General features: G+C 71.4%; 16 protein-coding genes. 9 read left to right on the forward strand and 7 right to left on the reverse strand.

What is annotated here, in order from left to right; translation table 11 throughout:
* Nucleotides 1-99 precede the first annotated feature (99 nt).
* From ACSHXN_RS21415 to ACSHXN_RS21440, 6 genes are all read right to left on the reverse strand, one after another.
* The gene (locus ACSHXN_RS21415) at nt 100-396 is read right to left on the reverse strand and encodes a type II toxin-antitoxin system VapB family antitoxin (RefSeq protein ID WP_003986294.1); all 297 of its coding nucleotides are present in this window, start codon (nt 394-396) and stop codon (nt 100-102) included.
* A 358-nt stretch (nt 397-754) separates the two neighbouring features.
* Entirely contained in the window at nt 755-901 is a 147-nt protein-coding gene (locus ACSHXN_RS21420; RefSeq protein ID WP_355135178.1) for a hypothetical protein, read from the reverse strand.
* A gap of 53 nt (nt 902-954) precedes the next feature.
* On the reverse strand, nt 955-1296 hold the full coding sequence (locus tag ACSHXN_RS21425; protein WP_438303539.1) for a hypothetical protein: 342 nt from the start codon (nt 1294-1296) through the stop codon (nt 955-957).
* A gap of 94 nt (nt 1297-1390) precedes the next feature.
* Nucleotides 1391-2068: an HdeD family acid-resistance protein gene (locus ACSHXN_RS21430; protein ID WP_355135182.1), complete on the reverse strand. Its 678-nt coding sequence runs from the start codon at nt 2066-2068 to the stop codon at nt 1391-1393.
* A 155-nt stretch (nt 2069-2223) separates the two neighbouring features.
* Nucleotides 2224-2817, reverse strand: a complete 594-nt coding sequence (locus tag ACSHXN_RS21435) for an HhH-GPD-type base excision DNA repair protein (protein WP_355135183.1) — start codon at nt 2815-2817, stop codon at nt 2224-2226.
* A 24-nt stretch (nt 2818-2841) separates the two neighbouring features.
* Entirely contained in the window at nt 2842-3570 is a 729-nt protein-coding gene (locus ACSHXN_RS21440; RefSeq protein ID WP_355794615.1) for a siderophore-interacting protein, read from the reverse strand.
* Nucleotides 3571-3638: 68 nt separating this feature from the next.
* Between ACSHXN_RS21440 and ACSHXN_RS21445 the strand changes: the two genes are divergently transcribed.
* From ACSHXN_RS21445 to ACSHXN_RS21480, 8 genes are all read left to right on the forward strand, one after another.
* Nucleotides 3639-6332 (forward strand): GNAT family N-acetyltransferase, encoded by a 2694-nt coding sequence (locus ACSHXN_RS21445; protein WP_356295059.1) that lies wholly within the window; start codon nt 3639-3641, stop codon nt 6330-6332.
* Between the two features lie 10 nt (nt 6333-6342).
* A complete protein-coding gene (locus ACSHXN_RS21450) occupies nt 6343-6822 on the forward strand; it encodes a cupin domain-containing protein (RefSeq protein ID WP_355135189.1) in 480 nt (159 codons plus the stop codon).
* The gene (locus ACSHXN_RS21455; RefSeq protein ID WP_355135191.1) at nt 6819-7583 is read left to right on the forward strand and encodes an SDR family NAD(P)-dependent oxidoreductase; all 765 of its coding nucleotides are present in this window, start codon (nt 6819-6821) and stop codon (nt 7581-7583) included. Before ACSHXN_RS21450 ends, ACSHXN_RS21455 begins: the two co-directional genes overlap by 4 nt.
* A 124-nt stretch (nt 7584-7707) precedes the next feature.
* On the forward strand, nt 7708-9657 hold the full coding sequence (locus ACSHXN_RS21460) for a copper resistance CopC/CopD family protein (protein ID WP_438303540.1): 1950 nt from the start codon (nt 7708-7710) through the stop codon (nt 9655-9657).
* Nucleotides 9658-10071: 414 nt separating this feature from the next.
* On the forward strand, nt 10072-11385 hold the full coding sequence (locus ACSHXN_RS21465; protein ID WP_355135193.1) for an ABC transporter substrate-binding protein: 1314 nt from the start codon (nt 10072-10074) through the stop codon (nt 11383-11385).
* Entirely contained in the window at nt 11382-12362 is a 981-nt protein-coding gene (locus tag ACSHXN_RS21470; protein WP_438303542.1) for a carbohydrate ABC transporter permease, read from the forward strand. The genes ACSHXN_RS21465 and ACSHXN_RS21470 overlap by 4 nt, the downstream gene beginning before the upstream one ends.
* The gene (locus ACSHXN_RS21475; RefSeq protein WP_355135197.1) at nt 12359-13255 is read left to right on the forward strand and encodes a carbohydrate ABC transporter permease; all 897 of its coding nucleotides are present in this window, start codon (nt 12359-12361) and stop codon (nt 13253-13255) included. Before ACSHXN_RS21470 ends, ACSHXN_RS21475 begins: the two co-directional genes overlap by 4 nt.
* Before the next feature lie 208 nt (nt 13256-13463).
* The gene (locus tag ACSHXN_RS21480; RefSeq protein WP_438303543.1) at nt 13464-14555 is read left to right on the forward strand and encodes a hypothetical protein; all 1092 of its coding nucleotides are present in this window, start codon (nt 13464-13466) and stop codon (nt 14553-14555) included.
* 376 nt (nt 14556-14931) lie between these two features.
* Here ACSHXN_RS21480 and ACSHXN_RS21485 read toward each other — a convergent pair whose 3' ends face one another.
* Nucleotides 14932-18375, reverse strand: a complete 3444-nt coding sequence (locus ACSHXN_RS21485) for a phosphodiester glycosidase family protein (protein WP_438303544.1) — start codon at nt 18373-18375, stop codon at nt 14932-14934.
* Between the two features lie 642 nt (nt 18376-19017).
* Between ACSHXN_RS21485 and ACSHXN_RS21490 the strand changes: the two genes are divergently transcribed.
* On the forward strand, nt 19018-19677 hold the full coding sequence (locus ACSHXN_RS21490) for a class I SAM-dependent methyltransferase (RefSeq protein ID WP_438303545.1): 660 nt from the start codon (nt 19018-19020) through the stop codon (nt 19675-19677).
* Nucleotides 19678-19697: the final 20 nt, after the last annotated feature.

Consider the following 19697-nt stretch of genomic DNA (forward strand, 5'->3'; position numbering starts at 1 on the left):
GAAAGGGTCAAAGGGAACACGCGGACGGCCGGACGCCGCGGAGGCGAGCGGGAGTCACAACGGCCGGGGGTGCACGGACCAGGCGAGGACGCCGGGACGTCAGCCGAGTTCGAGCACTCTCGCATGCAGGACCTGGCGCTGCTGCAGCGCCGCACGGACCGCGCGGTGCAGGCCGTCCTCCAGGTACAGGTCGCCCTGCCACTTCACGACGTGCGCGAAGAGGTCGCCGTAGAACGTCGAGTCCTCGGCGAGGAGGGTCTCCAGGTCGAGCTGCTGCTTCGTCGTCACGAGCTGATCGAGGCGGACCGGGCGCGGCGCGACGTCCGCCCACTGCCGGGTGCTTTCCCGGCCGTGGTCGGGGTACGGCCGGCCGTTTCCGATGCGCTTGAAGATCACACGGAAAGCCTACCGGTCGAGACGTTCCGGGCGCAGCCATGGCGACGGAGTACGGCGCGGGAAAAGACACGGTAAACAGGGGCAAAACGGGAGCAGGACGAGGGGGAGCCTTGGCCGGAGCCTGCCTGGGAGCCACCGCTTCCACGGTGCGGGTGAGTCCTTCCGTGTTACCGGGTGCGACGTGTGCGTTCCTGAGGTCACGGCTGGTGGGGGGCTGCGGGGCGGCTTCCGGCCGCATCCGTCGCGCCGCTCCCGCCCGTGGTGATCGCCCTTGTGCGCACCGGGGCCCCCGGTCGCCGGTCGGGACCCGGTGGGGAGGGGGAGCGGCCGCCCGGCCCCGGGGCGGCCGCCGTGCGTGCTACTCGCGGTCCTTCTCGGGCGGGGCGGTGGCCGGGGGCTGCTTCCCGGTCTCGGCTTCCGGCTCGGTCGTGGGCCGGGGTTTTGTGCTGCGCGCCGCCTCGGCACGCAGCAGGGCGTGCAGGACCGCGTACGGGTCGATGAGCATGTCGGTGTCCTTGCGTTGCTTGCAGGTATGACGGTTCCGGAGGACGGGACCTGTCAGCAGCGCAGGACGACCGTGCGCAGGGCGTGCAGCGTGGGTGAGTGCGCCGCCCCGGCGGGGACGGGGACCGGGCCCTCGGGGCCGGACGGCCTGGCGCCGCCCGGCGGACCCGGCCGCGCGGAGGCGAGGGCGCGGTGGCCCTGGGGGTTGGCCGGCGCCGGGGTCGCGGCGAGCTGTTCGTACTCCGCGTCGCAGGTCTGAGCGGTGGACGCCGGGAGGGAGTCGGCCGTCACCGCCCCGGTGTGCGCGCCGGCCGTCAGCAGCGCGACCAGCACCACGAGCGCCCGCAGCCAGGCGTACCGGCGGGCGGTACGCGGGGCATACGGGGTGCGGCTCACGAGAGGTCATCTGCCCGCTTGGCGAGCATCGTTCATCGTGTCGGCCCCGAAACCCCCCGCTCGGCGTACGTTCCGGACGAGATGTTGACGCCGATCAGACAGTACGAGGAATGTGCCGCGCGCGGCCCCGGATCCGGATCGCCGTGACGATCTCGACGACGCCGACCACGAGCAGCCACCAGCCCGCCACCAGAGTGAGCACGGCGATCGAGGTGAACGGCGAGACGATCAGCACGACCCCGGCGACGAAGGTGACGACGCCGAGGAGGATCTGCCAGCCGCGCGCCGGCACGGCGGGGTCGTGGGCGGCCGCCATGATCTGGGTGATCCCGCGGATCAGCCAGCCGATGCCGATCCACAGCGCGAGCAGCAGGATCGACTCCATGGGGCCGCGGAAGCAGAAGAGGCCCAGCAGGATCGACAGGGCACCGCTGATGAAGGCCAGGACGCGCAGCGACGTGGCCTTGTGCGTGCCGAAGGCGGAGGCCAGCTGGAGCACACCGCTGATGATCAGGTAGAGGCCGAAGAGAACTCCCGCGGCGAGCAGGGAGGGTCCCGGCCAGACCAGGACCAGGATCCCCAGGATCAGGGACGCGACGCCGGTGGCCAGGACGACCTGCCAGGCCGTGCGGGACAAGTAGTGCAGGACTCCCTCGAAGGGGGGTTCGACGTCCTCCGGCGCTGGCCTCGGCGTATGCGGGTCACGGGCGGCGTGGACGCGGCGGTCGTCGTCTTCGGATTCCCGGGGGGAGCCGCTCGGTGCCTCGGTCATGGTCCATGCTCGGACCGGACTCGAACACGCCGCCAGCCGGGTGGGCCAACCGGCTGACGCCCGGGGTCCGTCGTTCGGAACAGGTCGGCCGGGAGAGACCGCGCCATTCGATCGACGCGAGCCCCGCGACGCCGGCATGATCCGGGCGACAGGCCCTAACGGCCCGCCGTCCTGGCGGCCTTCGCCGCCGCCTTCAGTTCCTGCTTGTACGCACGGACCTTCGCCAGTGACGAGGGCCCGGTGATGTCGGCGACGGAACGGAACGACTTGTCCTCGCCGTAGGGCCCCGCGGCCTCCCGCCACCCCTCCGGCCGCACGCCCAGCTGCTTGCCGAGCAGGGCGAGGAAGATCTGCGCCTTCTGCTTTCCGTACCCGGGCAGTTCCTCGAGCCGCTTCAGCAACTCCCGCCCGCCGCCGACGCCTTTCCAGACGGCCTCGGGGTCCCCGTCGTAGTGCTCGACGAGGTACTGGCACAGCTGCTGGACGCGCTTGGCCATGGAACCCGGGTAGCGGTGCACCGCCGGCTTCTCCGACAGCAGGGCGGCGAAGGCCTCCGGGTCCCGCGCCGCGATCTCGTGCGCGTCGAGTTCGTCGGTGCCGAGCCGCTGCGCGATGGTCCACGGCCCCTTGAACGCCCACTCCATCGGTACCTGCTGGTCGAGCAGCATTCCGATCAGCGCGGCGAGCGGATTGCGTCCGAGGAGCGCGTCGGCCTCGGGATCCTGGGCGAGGTGCAGGGTGACGTCCATGCCCCGATGATCCCGCGTGCCGGCTCAGGTCGCGCGCCAGTACCCCAGAGCGTGCAGCCGCCGTGCCGGGACGCCCAGTTCCCTGCGTGCGTACGCGCTCAGCGTGCGTGTCGTCGCCGTGTCGCAGGCGATCCACACGTAGGGCTCAGGGGCGGCCCCCAGCAGGCCGGGCAGGGCCGATTTCACCTCGGTGACCAGATGGGCGCCGTCGTCCCTGCGGGGGACCGCGCGCAGCTCGTGGCGAGCGGGATCGATACGGAGCGGGAGGCCGTCCGGTGCCCCCTCGAACCACACCGTCGCCGGGGTGGGAGCCAGCGCCGAGAGGAGGGAGTTCAACGCGGGCAGCGAGGCCGGGTCGGCCATCGCGAAGACGTGCGAGGGCTCCGGTTCGGGGCGGTGGAAGGCGGTGCCCTGGACGGTGGCCTCCACGGTGTCGCCGGGCTTCGCGGCCCGTGCCCAGTCGGCGGCGCGCCCGTCGTGGAGGGCGAACTCCAGGGTCAGGGTGCCGGCCGCCGGGTCCGGGTCGACCAGTGTGTAGGCCCGTTGGTGCGGGCGGCCCGGGCCCGGGAACCACAGCCGCACCCACATCGTGGGATGCACACCGGTCGCCGCGAGCATCCCGCCGTCGGTCAGGCGCAGCCGCCGGTAGTCCGGGGCGACGTCCTCCGCATCGGTCACGGTGAACACGAAGTCCTTCGCGCGCAGCAGTCTGAGGACGGTGCCCTCCCAGCCGCGCCCCTGCCCCTGCCCCATCGTGCCCCCACTCATCATTTACGATCAATAACTTAGGTAAGGCTAACCTAAAGAATTGAGGGGTCAAGGTGCCCACCGAGATCTACCGCGATGCCTGGGGCATCCCGCATCTGCGTGCCGACGGCACAAGCGCCCTCGCCCGGCTCCAGGGCCGGGTCACGGCCCTGGACCGGGCCTGGCAGCTGGAGGTCGAACGGCACCGGGCGCAGGGCACCTCCGCCTCCTTCCTCGGCTCGTCCGCCCTGGCCTGGGACACGCTCGCCACACGTGCCCGGCTCGACGACACGGCGAGACGCTGCTTCGCCGCGCTGGAGCGGCACGACCCCGAGACCGCGCGATGGGTGCGCGCCTACACCGACGGGGTGAACGATGGGCTGGCCGAAGGGGCCCGTCGCACCCCCGAGTTCGGCGCGACGGGTCTTGTCCCCGGACGGTGGGAGCCCTGGCATCCCCTCGGCGTGTGGCTCGCCACCCACCTCCTGTTCGCCGGTTTCCCGGCCAAGCTCTGGCGCGAGGAGGCCGTGCGGTGCCTCGGCGAGGAGGCGATCGGTCTCTTCGCCACCGACGGGCCCGGCACGTCGGGCAGCAACGGCTGGCTCGTGACCGGCGAGCGCACGGTCACCGGACGGGCCGTCGTCGCCGGGGACCCCCATCGCTTCATCGAGGACCCCGGCGTCTACCAGCAGATCCACCTCGCCTGCCCCGAGTTCGACGTCGTCGGCCTCGCCGTCCCCGGCATCCCCGGCATCGCGCACTTCGGCCACACGGGCCCCGTCGCCTGGGCGATCACCAACGCGATGGCCGACTACCAGGACCTCTACCGCGAGCGTCTGCGGCGCACGGCGGACGGCGGCGTGCAGGCCCTGGACCCGGACGGCACATGGCGTGCCGCGGTCCGGCTGGTGGAGACGGTCGAGGTGGCCGGAGGCGATCCGGTCGAGGTCGAGGTGATCGAGACCGGGCGGGGCCCGGTCGTCGTCGGCGGCCCGGAGTCCGCGGGCACCGGCACGCGCCCGCAGGCGGCCGTCTCCCTGCGGCATCCGCCCCGGGTCACCGAGCGCGTCGGCTTCAGCGCCCTGCTCCCCCTGCTGCGCGCCCGGCGCGTCACCGACGTGGACCGTGCGCTCGATCTGTGGACCGAGCCCGTCAACGTCGTGCTGGCGGCGGACGCCGACGGCGGTGTCCTCCACCGGGTGGCCGGAGTGGTGCCCTGGCGCGGTGAGACCGGCCGGTCCCGGCTCGTTCCCGCCTGGGAGCCCGGACACGAGTGGCGGGGATGGCACGACATGCCCCGGGGGGACGTCGAGAACGGCATCGCCGTGATGGCCAACCAGCGTGGACCGGCCGCCCCCCTCGGCGTCGAGTTCGCCCCCGGGCACCGGGCCGCCCGCATCCGCGAACTGCTGGAGCGGAAGCAGGGGTGGTCCGCGGGGGAGATGCCGGCCGTCCACATGGACACCCGTCTCGCGTCCGCCGCTTTGCTGCTCGACCGCCTCTCCGGCCTCGACGGCCTCACCCCCGGGGCGGGCGCGCTGCGCGACGTCCTGCTGGCCTGGGACCGGCACATGGACGCGGACAGCGGTGCGGCGGCGGTGTACGCGGCGGTGCGCGGCGCGGTCGTACGACGGCTGGCCGCACATCCCGTCTTCGCCGAACTGGCCGACGCCCCGTCCGCGTATCCGGAGGTCTTCCTGCCCTGGCTCGCCCTCCTGCCCCGGATCGGCTTCGCCCTCGAACACCTGCTGGCCGCCGACGACCTCTACGGCGTCGACCGCGCCGCGATCGTGCGGGAGGCGGTGGAGGAGGTCGCCGCGAACCCGCCGCGGGGAACCTGGGGCGACACCCACCGGCTCGCTCCCTGGCGCGCGACGCCCGGTACGCCGTACGACGAACCGGGTCTGGCGGGCGACCACGACTGCGTCCTGTGCACGTCCTGCGTCCCCGGCCTGACCGATCTGAGCGCACGCGGCCCGGCCGCCCGCTATGTCTGGGACCTCGCCCGCCGCGACGACAGCCTCTGGGTGGTCCCCTTCGGTGCCCTGGGCGTCCCCGGCTCGCCCCATCACCGCGACCAGCTTCCCCTGTGGCTCGAGGGGGAGCTGGTCCCGGTCGTCACCGACTGGGACCGTCTGACGAAGGAGACACCGATGGCCGCCGAACCGTACGCCGCCCACCGCGAGGCCGTCCACGAGGAGCTGGTCGAGGGCTTCGGCGCGGTCCGCATCGTGCCCCTGGCCCCCGGGGCCGACATGGATGTCGTCCACGGCTGGGTGAGCGGGGAACGCGCCTCCTTCTGGGGCATGAACGGGCTGACGAAGGAGCAGGTGGGCGAGATCTACGCCCATATGGCCACGCTGGACACCCATCGCGCCTTCCTCGCCGTCAAGGACGGCGAACCGGTCGCGCTCCTGCAGACCTACGAGCCGGAGGCCGACCGGGTCGGCGCGTGCTACGCGGTCGAACCCGGCGACATCGGTGTCCACCTCCTCCTCGCGCCACCCGGCTCCACCGGCGCGCGAGCCGGCTGGACTTCGGCCCTGCTGACCGTCTTCACCTCGTACATCCTGGACGGCCTCGGCCGGCGGCGGGTGGTGGTCGACCCGGACGAGCGCAACGAGAAGGCGATAGCCCGCTTCCTGCGCCAGGGCTTCGTCCCCGGCCCGGCCGTCGTCCTGCCCGAGATCGACCTGCCGGACGTGTACCTCCCCGAGAAGCGGGCCCGGCTCGCGTTCCTCACCCGTCCGGTGCAGCCCGGCAACTAGCCTGCGTGCCGTGACCCCTGACGACCTCGTCGCCCACTACGGCCTGGAACCGATCCCGCGAGAGGGCGGGCGGTTCCGGCGCACCTGGGCGGGACCCCCGCTGCCCGACGGACGCCCGGCGGGCACCGCCGTCGTCGCCCTGCTGACCGCCGAGCCGGACGACTACTCGGCGCTGCACCGCCTCCCGGCGGACGAGGTCTGGCACCACTACCTCGGCGATCCGCTGGAGCTGCTGCTCCTCGGCGCCGACGCGAGCGTGCGGACGGCCGTCCTCGGACCGGACGTCCTCGGGGGCCAGAGCGTCCAGTTCACCGTCCCGGCGGGCACCTGGATGGGCGGCCGGGTCGCCGCGGGCGGGGCGTGGACGCTCTTCGGGTGCACCATGGCGCCGGGCTTCACCTACGAGGGCTACGAACACGGTGACGCGGCCGGGCTGACGGCGCGCTATCCGGCCGCAGCGGACCGGATCGCGGGGCTGTGCCGGTCATGAGCGGACTGCTGAGGGGACAGGTGGCCCTGGTGACCGGCGCGGGCGGAGGCGTCGGACGCGGTATCGCGCTGCGGTTCGCCGAGGAGGGCGCGGCCGTCGCGGTCCACTGCCGCACATCGGTTTCCGGGGCGCGCGACGTGGCCGCGCGCATCCGTGACGCGGGCGCGCGTGCCGTCGTCCTCCAGGCCGATCTCACCGCCGAGGACGCCTGCGCGCGGCTGGTCCGCGAGGCGGCCGACTGGGGCGGTGGGAGGCTGACGGCACTGGTCAACAACGCGGGCGTGCAGCCCACGCAGGCGCTGTCCGGGATGACGGCCGCCGACTGGCGGGCCGTGGTCGACGCCAACCTCTCGAGCGTGTTCGCCTGCACGCAGGCGGCGGTGGAGGTGATGCGCGGGACGGGCGGCGGGACCGTCACGCACGTCGCCTCCATCGAGGCCACGCATCCGGCGCCCCTGCACGCCCACTACTGCGCGTCCAAGGCGGCCGTGGTCATGCACGCGAGGGCGGCCGCCCTCGAGTACGGCCCTCAGGGGATCCGCGTCAACGCGGTCTCGCCCGGACTCATCGACCGCGAAGGGCTGGCGGAGGACTGGCCCGAGGGGGTGCGCCGCTGGCAAGGCGCCGTGCCCACCGGCCGGCTGGGACGTCCCGAGGACGTCGGTGACGCCTGTGTGTTCCTGGCCTCGCCGCTCGCTTCCTGGATCACCGGTCACGATCTGGTGGTGGACGGCGGTGTGTCGGCCCGGCCCACCTGGTGACGGGGCCTGCGGCGATGATGGCCGCACGCACGTACGGGTGGAGGGATCGCCGCCGCGCTGAGCGCCACGGCCGCACCGTCCGTACGTAACCGGGACCCGGGACGGCGGATACGGGAGACAAGACGTGGGCGCAGGACGCGTGGGCGGGGCGGGATCGGTGGCGGGCGGCCGGCGGCCGTGGCACTTGGCGTTCGTGCTGCTCGTCGTTCCCCTGCTGCTTTTCGCGGGCGGTGGTTCCGCTTCCGCGCACGCCGTCCTGAAGGACGTCGACCCGGTGGACGGCAGTGTGCTGAAGACGTCGCCGCGGGCCGTCACCCTCACCTTCTCCGAATCCGTCGGACTGCTGGACGACTCCATACGGGTGTTCGACCCGGGCAACCGCCGGGTCCACACGGGCGGGCAGGAGCACGCGGACGGCCGTGCGGACACCGCGCGCGTCACACTCCCCCGACTGCCGCAAGGCAGCTACATCGTGGCCTGGCGCGTGGTGTCGGCGGACAGCCACCCGGTGTCCGGCGCGCTCACGTTCTCCGTCGGCAAGCCCTCCGCGACGACCGCGGTACTGCCCTCCGACGAGGCCCAGGACGCCGCCACCACGACCCTCTACGACATCGCCCGCTACGTCGCCTATGGCGGCCTCGCCCTGCTGCTCGGCGTCCTCGTGTTCGCGATGGCGACCGGTGCGGCAGTGGCCCGCGGTCTGCTCGTGGGCGGTTGGTGGACCCTGCTGGCGGCCACGGTGGCACTGCTGCTGCTGCGGGGGCCGTACGAGCGCGGCAGCGGCCCCACGACGGTCCTCGAACTCCCGGTGCTGCGCGAGACGGCGACGAGCCGGCCGGGAATCGCGCTGCTCGTGCGGCTCGTGCTGCTCGGTGTCGCGGCCGCGCTCGCGGGGCGCGCGGGGCTGACGTCGGCGCGCGGCCGGGGGCCGGATACCGACGGCGGGCAGGCCGCCGGCGCGGTGGCGACGGACGGCGGTCCGGCCCCCGGCACACGGCTGCGGTTCGCGGTCGTGACCCTGCTGTCGCTCGCGCTGGCGCTCACCTGGGCGGTGGCCGAACACGCCTCCGCGGGCATCCAGGTCCCGCTCGCGATGACCTCGGCGATGCTGCATCTGCTGGCGATGGCCGTGTGGCTCGGAGGCCTGGCCGCGCTGCTCACGGCGCTGTACCGGACGCCCGACGAGCTCGAGGCGGGCGCGGTGGCCCGCTTCTCGCGCCTGGCCCTCGCGAGCGTCGCCGTGCTGGTGGCCACCGGCGTCTACCAGTCCTGGCGCGGCCTCGGTTCCCTCGACGCGCTCACCTCCACCCAGTACGGCAGGCTGCTGACCGCGAAGCTGGTGGCGGTCGTGCTGCTTCTGGCGGCGGCTGCGTACTCGCGCCGCTGGACCGCACGGCTCGCGGTGCCGGCGGTCGAGGTGGCGGTGCCGCAGCGGGTGCCCGAGGTGGTGGGGGCGGCGGGGCGCGCGGAGACGGCCGCGCGGGACGGTCTCGCCGGGGAGGCGGGCACGGCTGGGGGCCCCGACGGCCGCACCGTGAGCGCCGGCGCGGACCCCGGACCGGGTGGGACGGGCGGCGAGGACCCGGCGCCGTACCGGAGTGCGTTGCGCCGCTCGGTGCTCGCGGAGATCACCGTCGGGGTCGTGGTGCTCGTGATCACGACGCTGCTGACGGGCGCGCAGCCGGGCCGGGCGGTGTCGGAGGCGCAGGCGGCCCGGACCGCGTCCGAACAGCCCCTCGGCTCCACCACGTTGATCCCCTTCGACGTGGGGACTCCGGGCGGGCGGGGGAAGGTGCAGGTCGAACTGACGCCGAGTCGGGTGGGCGAGAACCAGGTCCAGGTGGTGATCTACGGACCCGACGGCGGCATCGCGACCGTGCCCGAACTGAGGCTGAGCTTCACGCTCGACGGGCGGAGGATCGGTCCGCTGGACGCCAACGTCGAGAACCGGGGCGGCTATTGGGCCGCCGATGCGCTGAACCTCCCGCTGCCGGGCACCTGGACGATGAAGGTGACGGTCCGTACGAGCGACATCGATCAGGTCACCGTGTCGAAGACCGTTCGGATCGGCTGACCCGGCGTCCGCGAACCATGCCCGCTCGCAACGGGTTTCGGACCGGGACGGTGGTGACATGGTTCCGGTTGTGCACATCTGGTGGAGGCGCGGCCGGCGGGCGATCCGACGGTCGTTCCCGTCGCGTCCGTATACCGCCTCGTGGTCGCGTGCTCGCCCGCGTCCTGCGTCGAGGCGGTCAAACACGCTGTGTGCAAACGGTCTTGGGAAGCGCTCTCCACTGTTCGCCCGTCACCGGAGTCGATCAAGGTGATGTCGATTACGTTTCAAAAACGGGCCACGACAGCTCTTGACGTATGACCGGACATGCGAGTCTTATGACGGCCACGATGTTCGGTCGAGTTGGTTTCTGGTGGATTCTGACCCAAGTCCTCAGAGATCCGCCCGTGACCGACCCTGCCCCCAGGAGCCGTCATGCATCACACCCCGTCCGGCCTCACCGTCCCCGGCCCGAGCCGTCGTTCACTGCTGCGTGGCGTCGGCGGCGCAGCCGTTCTCGCCGGTGCCGGCATACCCCTGCTGAGCGCCTGCGGCGGCAGCGGCGCGGCATCCGACCCGAAGACCGTGAGCCTTGGCTCCAACGCCTCGGACGCGGTGCCGAAGAAGGCGTTCGAGGAGGTCTACGCGGCCTTCAAGAAGCAGTCCGGCATCACGGTCGATGTGAACACTAAGGACCACAACACCTTCCAGGAGCAGATCAACTCCTACCTCCAGGGCACACCGGACGACGTCTTCAACTGGTTCGCCGGCTTCCGGATGCAGTTCTTCGCCGCCAAGAAGCTCGCGTCCCCGATCGACGACGTGTGGCAGAAGATCGGGGACAACTTTCCCGACGCGATGAAGAAGCTCAGCAAGGGCGAGGACGGCAAGTACTACTTCGTCCCGCTGACCACGTACCCGTGGGCGGTCTTCTACCGCAAGAGCGTGTTCCAGCAGCACGGATACCAGGTCCCCACCACCTGGGACCAGCTCATCGCCCTGTGCAAGCAGATGAAGAAGGACGGCCTGGTCCCGATCGCGTTCGGCGACAAGGACCAGTGGCCGGCGATGGGCACCTTCGACCAGATCAACTTCCGCCTCAACGGCTACGACTTCCACGTGGAGCTGATGGCGGGCAAGGCCTCCTGGACCGACGCCAAGGTGAAGGCGGTCTTCGACCACTGGACCGAGCTCCTGCCCTACCACCAGGACGGAGCCCTCGGCCGCACCTGGCAGGACGCCGCGCAGTCGCTGGTGGCGAAGAAGGCCGGCATGTACCTCCTGGGCAGCTTCGTGGCGCAGCAGTTCACCAACAAGGCCGACCTGGACGACCTCGACTTCTTCCCCTTCCCGGAGATCAACTCCGCGTACGGCCAGGACACCGTCGAGGCGCCGACCGACGGCTTCATGGTCAGCAAGGCCCCGAAGAACCACGACGGCGTCGTGAAGCTGCTGGAGTACCTGGGCAGCCCGGAGGCCGAGGAGACCTACCTCAAGACCGACCCCAGCGTGGTGGCCGCCTCCAGCAAGGCGGACACGTCCTCGTACAGCGCCCTGCAGAAGAAGGCGTTCACGATGATCAGCGGCGCCAAGAACCTCACGCAGTTCATGGACCGTGACAGCCGCCCCGACTTCACCTCGACGGTGATGCAGCCCTCGCTGCAGAAGTTCGTCCAGAACCCCAAGGGCGTGGACAGCCTGCTGTCCTCGATCGAGCGCCAGAAGAAGACGATCTTCGCCTCCGCATGACCATGGACACGACGACGAAGAATCCGGAGGCGGCCGCCGTGCCGCCTCCGGGCCCCGCGCCCGCGAAGAAGCGGGTCACGCAGGGCCACCGGCGCCTGCTGACCCGCCGTGACCGGATCACGCTCGCCGTCATGGCGGGCGTGCCGACGATCCTGCACGTGGCCCTCGTCTGGGTCACCGCCCTCGCCTCCATCGCACTCGCCTTCACCACCTGGGACGGCATCGGCTTCGGCTCGATCAAGTGGGTGGGCCTGGAGAACTTCAAGCAACTCTTCTCCGACAACCCGCAGTTCTGGCCCGCCGTCGAGCACAACATCATCTGGTTCGTGGTGCTCATCCTCGTCCCGACGCCGCTCGGGCTCTTCCTCGCCGTCCAGCTGGACAAGAGGATCCGCTTCAGCCGCGTCTACCAGACGGCGTTCTTCCTGCCGGTCGTGATCTCGATGGCATGCATCGGGTTCGTCTGGCAGCTCGTCTACAACCCGGACACGGGCCTGATCAACAGTCTCATCGGTGCCAACAAGCCCGGCCACTACATCGACTGGATCGGCGACCCGAAGCTCAACCTCTGGGCCGTGCTCGTCGCCGCCTCCTGGCGGCACACCGGCTACATGATGATCCTCTACCTGGCCGGTCTGAAGAGTGTGGACCCGTCCCTGCGCGAGGCCTCGGCCCTGGACGGCGCCAACGAGTGGCAGACGTTCAAGAGCGTCATCTTCCCGACGCTGCGGCCCACCAACACGGTCGTTCTGGTCGTCACCATCATCGAGGCCCTGCGTGCCTTCGACCTGGTGTTCGTCTTCAACAAGGGGGCCCAGGGCACCGAGCTGCTGTCGATCCTGGTGACCAACAACATCATCGGTGAGTCCAGCCGTATCGGTTACGGGTCGGCCATCGCGGTGGTCCTGCTGGTCATCTCGCTCGCCGTGATCATCCCCTACCTGGTGGCCACCTTCCGGAAGGAGCGGCGATCGTGAGCGCCCCCACCCTCGCGGCCGGCGCGCTCAAGAAACGCGCGCCCCTCCGCCCCGCCCGCGTCCTGCTGCACGTCTTCCTCGCCGGGACGGCACTCGCATGGCTCGCACCACTGCTGTGGGCGGTCTTCTCCGCGCTGCGCCCCTACAGCGAGACCAGCACCAAGGGGTATGTGTCCTGGCCGGACAAGCTCAGCCTGGACAACTTCACGAACGCGTTCGAGCAGTCGGACATGATGCACTACTTCGGCAACACGCTGCTGATCGCGGTGCCGGCCGTGCTGCTCACGCTGTTCCTGTCGTCGATGGTCGCCTTCTACGTCAGCCGTTTCGACTTCCGCCTCAACCTCGCGTTGCTGCTGGTCTTCACGGCGGGCAATCTGCTCCCGCAGCAGGTCATCATCACCCCGCTGTACCGGCTGTACCTGCTCACGAACCTGCCCGGGATCACGGCGAGCGGCAAGCTGTACGACTCCGCACTCGGCCTGGTCCTCATCCATGTGGCGTTCCAGTCCGGCTTCTGCGCCTTCGTGCTGAGCAACTACATGCGCTCGCTGCCGCACGAACTGACCGAGGCCGCGCTCGTCGACGGCGCCTCGGTGTGGCGCATGTACTGGCAGATCACCCTGCCGCTGTGCAAGCCGGCGATGGCGGCCCTGGCGACCCTGCTCTCGATCTGGATCTACAACGACTTCTTCTGGGCCCTCGTACTGATCTCGACCGGCGAGAACATGCCGATCACCTCGGCGCTGAACAACCTCTCCGGCCAGTACTTCACGGACCCCAACCTGGTCGCCGCGGGCGCCCTGCTCACCGCGATTCCCACCCTGGTCGTGTACTTCGTGCTCCAGCGCCAGTTCGTCAGCGGCCTGACCCTGGGCTCCAACAAGGGCTGAACCGGGCTCCGCTCGACGGAGAACCCCGGCCGCCGTCCGTTCCGCCCGGCGGACTTCGTCCTCGTGGACGTGCGCACCGCGCGCGTCCACGAGGGACGGCCGGTCGTGCCCGGGAGCCGGGTCCGCTCGCCGTGCCGGCCCTCTTGATGGCCGGCAGGACGGCTCTTACCCTGCTGCCCTTCCGGCATCTGTCGACAAGGGGGCGGCGATGGCGAGGAAACCGTCCGCAGAGGAGATGCTCCAGGCCGTCGGGGAGCACGTGACCCGGCACGGGATCAGCGTGCCGCTCACCTCTCCCGGCGCCGCGCACCTGTCCTGGCAGTCGTTGCTCGACTGCCGGATCGTCCGCAGTGTCGAGGAGCGCAGCGAGCGCGCGATGAGGGCCACGGGCCGGCGCCGTGACATCGCCGATCGCCCTGCCTACACCGACCTGGCCTCCCACCCGGTGGAGACGCCCGCCGACCCGGTGGCCCCACTGAGGCTGGAGCTGGTGCGCGAGGGCTCACTCGGGGAAGTGGTGTGCGAGGGCTGCGAGGGGGGCCGCAGGACCTGCGGCCGCTGCACGGGGAACGGCCGCCTCACCTGCGAGAAGTTCGTGTCGTGCGACGGATGCGGAGGCGGCATCGACGCGTGCTGGGAGTGCGACGGCACCGGCCGTCCCCGGCGCCGCGGCAACCGGACCGAATCCCGTCCCGTCGACGGCCCGCAGCGCGCCCGCTGCTCCCGTTGCCACCGCCCGGACGCGGCGTGCCCGAAGTGCCTCGGCAAGGGCCGCGTGGACTGCCCGGTGTGCCGGGCGAGCGGCTTCGTGGAGTGCTCGGTCTGCCGGGGCGAGGGCCGGGTGAAACACACGGAGTGCGCCGGCACGGGCCTGTTCACGACCTGGACCGGCGCCGTGATCAGTCGCACTCCCGACCAGCGGAAAGTGGAGGAGGCGGCGCCGCTGCACATCCGCTCGACGACGGACGGCGCGGGCGCCTGGCGCAGGTCGGTGCTGACCAGCGCGACGGACAAGCTCCCGGACGACCTGGAGCCGGCGCACCGGACGTTGATCGAGGGACACCTGGCGCTCGCGAAGAACGAGGTGGCCCGGCGTGTGACCGTCCGGTATCTCCCCGTCGCGCGCGTCACGGTCCACGCCGACCCGGACCGCGTCTACTTCGCCTTCCCGTCCTCCACTGGCATCAAGGTCGTGGAACGCCCCTCGAAGCAGCGTGTCGTCCGCTTCTCGGCGATCGCCTCGACCACGGTCGCCGTCGCCGTGCTCCTTCTGCTGCTGGTCGTCGTGGTGCTGAACTGAACGGTCGCCGGCCCCGGCGGGGCCGGGCCGGGTGCCGGTCGCGGTCGGCGGCGGGGCCGGGTGGGGGTGATTCCCGGCGCGACCGGGAGGACCGGGAAGGGCACACACCGCCCGAGCCCGAGGAGGAACCGGCCACGACCGCGCCCCTTTGGCCGTGGCGTGCGACCGCCGCCCGCCACCGGTGCGGGACGCGGGAGCTGCCGAGGGGCAACGCCTTGCCCGGCGCTCCCACCGTCCGGGAGGCCGGATGCCGCGGGCGACGGGCCACGGCGGATCACCGGCGTTCCCGGGCGCACGCGACGCCGCTCGCCGGGCCCGCGAACGCCGACGGGGTGCCCGAGACCGCTCGGGCACCCCGCCGTGGGCAGCCGTCAGATCACCGGACGACGACCTGGGCGCTGCCCGTGACGCCGCCGGAGGTCACCGAGACGGTGACGGTGCCGGAGCGGTGGGCGGTCAGGGCGCCGGTGGCCGGGTCCACCGAGGCGACCTTGGGGTTGCTCGAGGTCCAGACGTGGGACGCGGGGTCCGCGATCGGGATCGTGAGCGGTGCGATGTTGTCACCGGCGATCTGGTCGCCGGTCGCGGTCAGGGTGACGCGGTCGCCGCGGGCGATCGGGTCCTTGGGGCCCGTGACCTTGATCGTGGCGAGCGCGGGCTCGACGGTGTACTGCAGGTCGCCGTTGTCACCGATGCGGACCAGACCGAAGTGGTAGATGCCACCCTGGTCGGCCGGCGCGTAGGCCGGCATGCCGAGGTCCGCGAAGGTGAACTGCGGGATGCCGCCGTCCTCCGTGCTGACGCTCCGGCCCTCGGGGTCGAGGATCTGCTCCGCGAAACCGCGGGCGTGACCGTACATCATGATCACGTGCTGCTTCGGGTGCGTCTCCTGGTAGCGCTGCACCAGCCGCAGGTACATCCGCGCCTCCCAGCGGTCCGTGAACTGGCTGTTCGCGGCCGGGTGCGGGTCGTACGCGGGCATGTGGGTGATGACCAGCACGTCCTTGGCGGTGGTGTCCGTCAACTGCTGGACCAGCCACGGGTACTGCACGCCCTCGGGGTTCTGGAACGGGTCCGAGGACTGCAGGCTGCCGTGCGAGTTGTCGGTGACGATCATCCGCGCCGCGCCCTGGCTGTAGGCGTAGTGGGTGTCACCGAAGGTGTCGCTGTAGTTGCCGTCCTCGGAGTCGGCGCCCTGGGTGATCTCGTGGTTGCCCACGATGTCGCGCTCGGGGACGCCGAGGGCGTCCATCTTGGACTTGGCGTACTGCAGGTCCGCCGGCTTGCCGTCGTCGGACATGTCGCCGAGGAACTGGGCGGAGTCCGGCCGTGCCTGCGGCGTGAGGGTGGGCAGCCGCTCGGCGATGGAGTCCATCACGTTGCTGCTGACCGAGCCCGGGTCGCTCGCGAGCATGTGCGCGTCGTCACCGGTGAGGACCGTGGTGCCGCGCTTGGCGAAGTCGGCCGAGTCCTCCTCGAAGGACAGCCACTCGGGGTTCTGCGGGATCGCGTGGTACTCGGGCACCGTGACCGGACGCGGCGAGTAGAGCGCCTGCAGACCCGCGACGTTGAGCGAGCCGCTGTAGGCGGTGCTCGGGCTGATGGCCAGGAAGTCGATGAAGCTGATGGTCAGCGGGAACTGCATGCCCGCCGGCAGCTGCGCGACCGCCAGATGCCAGTCCTTCCACGTCACGTACGTCGGGTAGAGCGTCGTGGAGGTGCCGTTGACGCCGATGTACTTCTCGGCGAGCTCGATGCCGTTGCCGTCACCCTTGATCCACACGCCGATGCCCGTCGGGACCTGGCCGTTGTCGGTGTCGGTCTTCAGGGTGGTGCGCGGCGAGAGCACGAGCTGCTTGACGCCGGCGCCGGCCGGCATCGAGTAGTCGAGCCGCAGCGACCCGGACTCGGTGGAACCGGGCGGGACGACACCCGGGTCGGCGGCCAGGGTGGCGGGCTTGCCGGTGGTGTTGTTGCTGAGCCGCCAGACGTCGAGGCTCGTCATCGGGTCGATGACCTTGCTGACGCTGCCCACGGCGATGGACGTGGTGCCGGTGGCGCCCGCGACCTTCGCGCTCACCTCGGCGAGGCCGCCGTTGTCGGCGTCCGCGGTGAACAGGCCGTGCGTGTCCACGGTGCCCAGGTTGGCCGGGGTGACCTTCCAGTCCGCGGCCTCAGCGGGGATCTGCACCTCGCCGCCGCCCTTGACGGTGCCGGAGAGGGTGAGCTGCTGGGTGGCGCCGTTGTCGAGGTCGGCCTTGTCGGGCGAGACGTCGAGGGTCTCGAGCTTGCTGACGACCTCGAGCTTCTCGGAGGTGGATGCCTTGCCGTTGAAGGCGATGATGCGGCCCGTACCGGAGCGGCGCGGGGTGAGTGTGCCGTTCTCGTACGTGGCGAGGCTCGAGGGCACGATCCGGACATGGTCCTCACCGGCCGCCGGATTGGCGAACCGGTCGACGGAGTGCACCGGGAGCGGGATGGAGCCGCCGGCGACGGTGGTGACCGTCCTGCCGCCGTTCACCACGACCTTGACGGCCGGTCCTGCCTCCTTGGCGGTGGAGTAGAAGAAGATGCCGTTGGCGACCGGACGCTCGGTGTTGCCCGGCAGGTCGGACGGCGTGTTGACGACCTCGGCCTGGTCGGCGCCGGGCGCGCGGCCGACCATGCCGGTGGAGCCGCCGCCGTCGAACAGCATCGCGGTGTAGGCGCCGTGGGCCACCATGTAGCCGGCGGCCTGCTCGGCCGTCACGCCGAAGGCCGTGGAGGCGCCGCCGTGGCCGTCGATGGCGACGACGATGGCGTGCTTGCCGTCCTCGGTGATGCCGACGGCGGTCTCCGGGTTGGCGCCGCTCGGCGGGGTGCCGGTCGGGTCCTTGTAGACCTTGCCGTCCTTCACCAGCGTGTCGACACCGCTGATCAGCTGGGTGACATCGTTGTCGGGCGACAGCTGGGTCCTGATGCCCACCGTGTCGCCGCTGTGCAGGTTGGCGGACAGCCACTGCCCGCCGTCGCCGGCACCGAGCAGACCGAGCCGGCCGGCGGAGAGCCGCGGTACGGCGGTGACGCCGGACTGCACCTCGTCGACGACGAAGCCGCCGTCGGTGCTGTGGCCGAGCACCAGGGTGGACGCCTTGGACAGGCCCGGGGTCTCGCCGAGGTCGGGGGTGACCTCCGTGATGCCGCCGGATACCACGTCGTCCACGGTGTTCACCGAGGTGAGCGCGTGGTTCGCGGAACCGGCCGTGATGGTGCCGGAGAAGGTCTGCGGGCCCATCACCATGGTGCCGTCCGGCTTGACGCCCAGCTGGGAGGCGAAGCCCGGCTTGGGGCTCTTCAGCAGCCGCCCGTCGGTCATGATGCCGCCGAGCGGGCGCCCGCTGGCGTGGATCTCGAAGTAGTCGCCGTTGACACCGGCCACCGCGTGCGTGCGGTGGGCCATGGAAGAGGGCGTCTCGTCGGCCGGGTTGGTGATGGTGTCACCGGCCTCGACCATGCCCACCCGGAGGTTCGGGTCGTCGAGGTCGGCCGAGAGCACCTGGATGTGCTGGCGGCCGCCGACGGTGTCGTAGGTCTCGCTGTAGTGCTGCAGGCCCTGGGTGACGGTCTCCGCCGGCGTGCGGGTGTAGTCCACGACCAGCGGCCAGTTCTCGGGCGTGTCCGGGAGCCAGTTCCCGTTCACGGCATGGCTGTCCGCGACCGTGGCGTCGGCGGAACCGAAGGCGGTTCCCGCTCCCGTCACAGTGCCGGCGAATGCCAGCGCCACCGCGACCGCGACCGCGGTACGGCGTGTGCCGGCCCCCGCGGGTCTCTTTGCGCGCATTGTCATTGCGTATTTCCTTCAAGGACATGCGCTCCGGTGGTCACCGGAGCGCACCGACCACCGCACACCGGCCCGGCGGATCACAGGTATCGGCGCGAGGTGACGCAGATGACGTTCCGGAATACTTGCTCACTACATTGAGTCAAGTGGAGTTAACCTCCGACTTGATCGGGCCCGCACGTGCCCTCGCCGAGTGCGGTGTCGGGCCCGGACCAGGCCCGGCGGCCACGGTGTTCGTCGATCGGCGACTCCATTCCGGTGCGCAGGGGCCGGTGCCGGAAGGTGTCGCCCCGGGGTGGCTCTTCCCGCTCCGGCGCGCCGCGACCGATCGCCATGGACCACCGCACGGCCGGGGTGCTTCGTCGGACATGCCGCCCCGCGATCGGCTCGGCCCCGGTCACGGCCACCCGGTCGTACGTGGTGCGGACCGCGTCGGCGGGTGCTCGAGCGGGAAGGAGAGGTGGGCCGGTCGCACGGCGGCATCGATCCCGACCTCCCCGTCGCCGTGAAGCTCCACGCACCGTGTCGGGGTCTGCGGGACTCGACGTCGGCTCGAGCAAAGGACGTTCGGGGTGCTGTTGCGACCGGCCCGGTCCGGGGACCCGCGGTGCGCTGTCAGTGCTCTCCCCTAGAGTCGCCGACGTGATCGAGCCCACCTACCTCGCCGCGGTCCGGGAGTCGTACGACACCGTTGCCGCCGCCTACGTGGAGCGCGTCAAGTCGCCGGCGGAGCTGGACCCGCTGTCCCGCGCGATGCTGGCCGCGTTCGCCGAGGTCGTGCGGACGGCCGACCGAGGGCCGGTCGCGGACCTGGGCTGCGGCCCCGGCAAGGTCACGGCGTATCTGGCGGCGCTGGGGGTGTCCGCCTTCGGCGTCGACCTGTCCCCGAAGATGATCGAGCTGGCCCGGCAGGCCCATCCGGCGCTGCGGTTCACGGTGGGTTCGATGACCGGGCTGGCGCTCCCCGACGGCGAACTCGGCGGCATCCTGGCCTACTACTCCACCCATCACACGCCACCCGAGGTGCTGCCCGTCGTGTTCGCCGAGTTCCATCGCGCGCTCGCACCCGGCGGCCACCTGATGATGGCCGGGTACGTGGGGGACGACGTGCGTCTGCGTCCGGCACAGGCCTATGGCGGCCATCCCGTCTCCTACGAGTCGCATCTGCAACCGCCGGACCGGCTCGCCGCGATGCTGGGCGAGGCCGGATTCGCCGTCACCGCACGGCTGTTGCAGGAACCCGCCGGGGAAGTCCGGAGAACGATCGCCACCTTCCTGGCCCGGAAGCCCGAACACCCATGAGGCGACGGCCGGTTCGCCCG

Source organism: Streptomyces sp. HUAS TT11, from assembly GCF_051553595.1.
GTDB lineage: Bacteria > Actinomycetota > Actinomycetes > Streptomycetales > Streptomycetaceae > Streptomyces.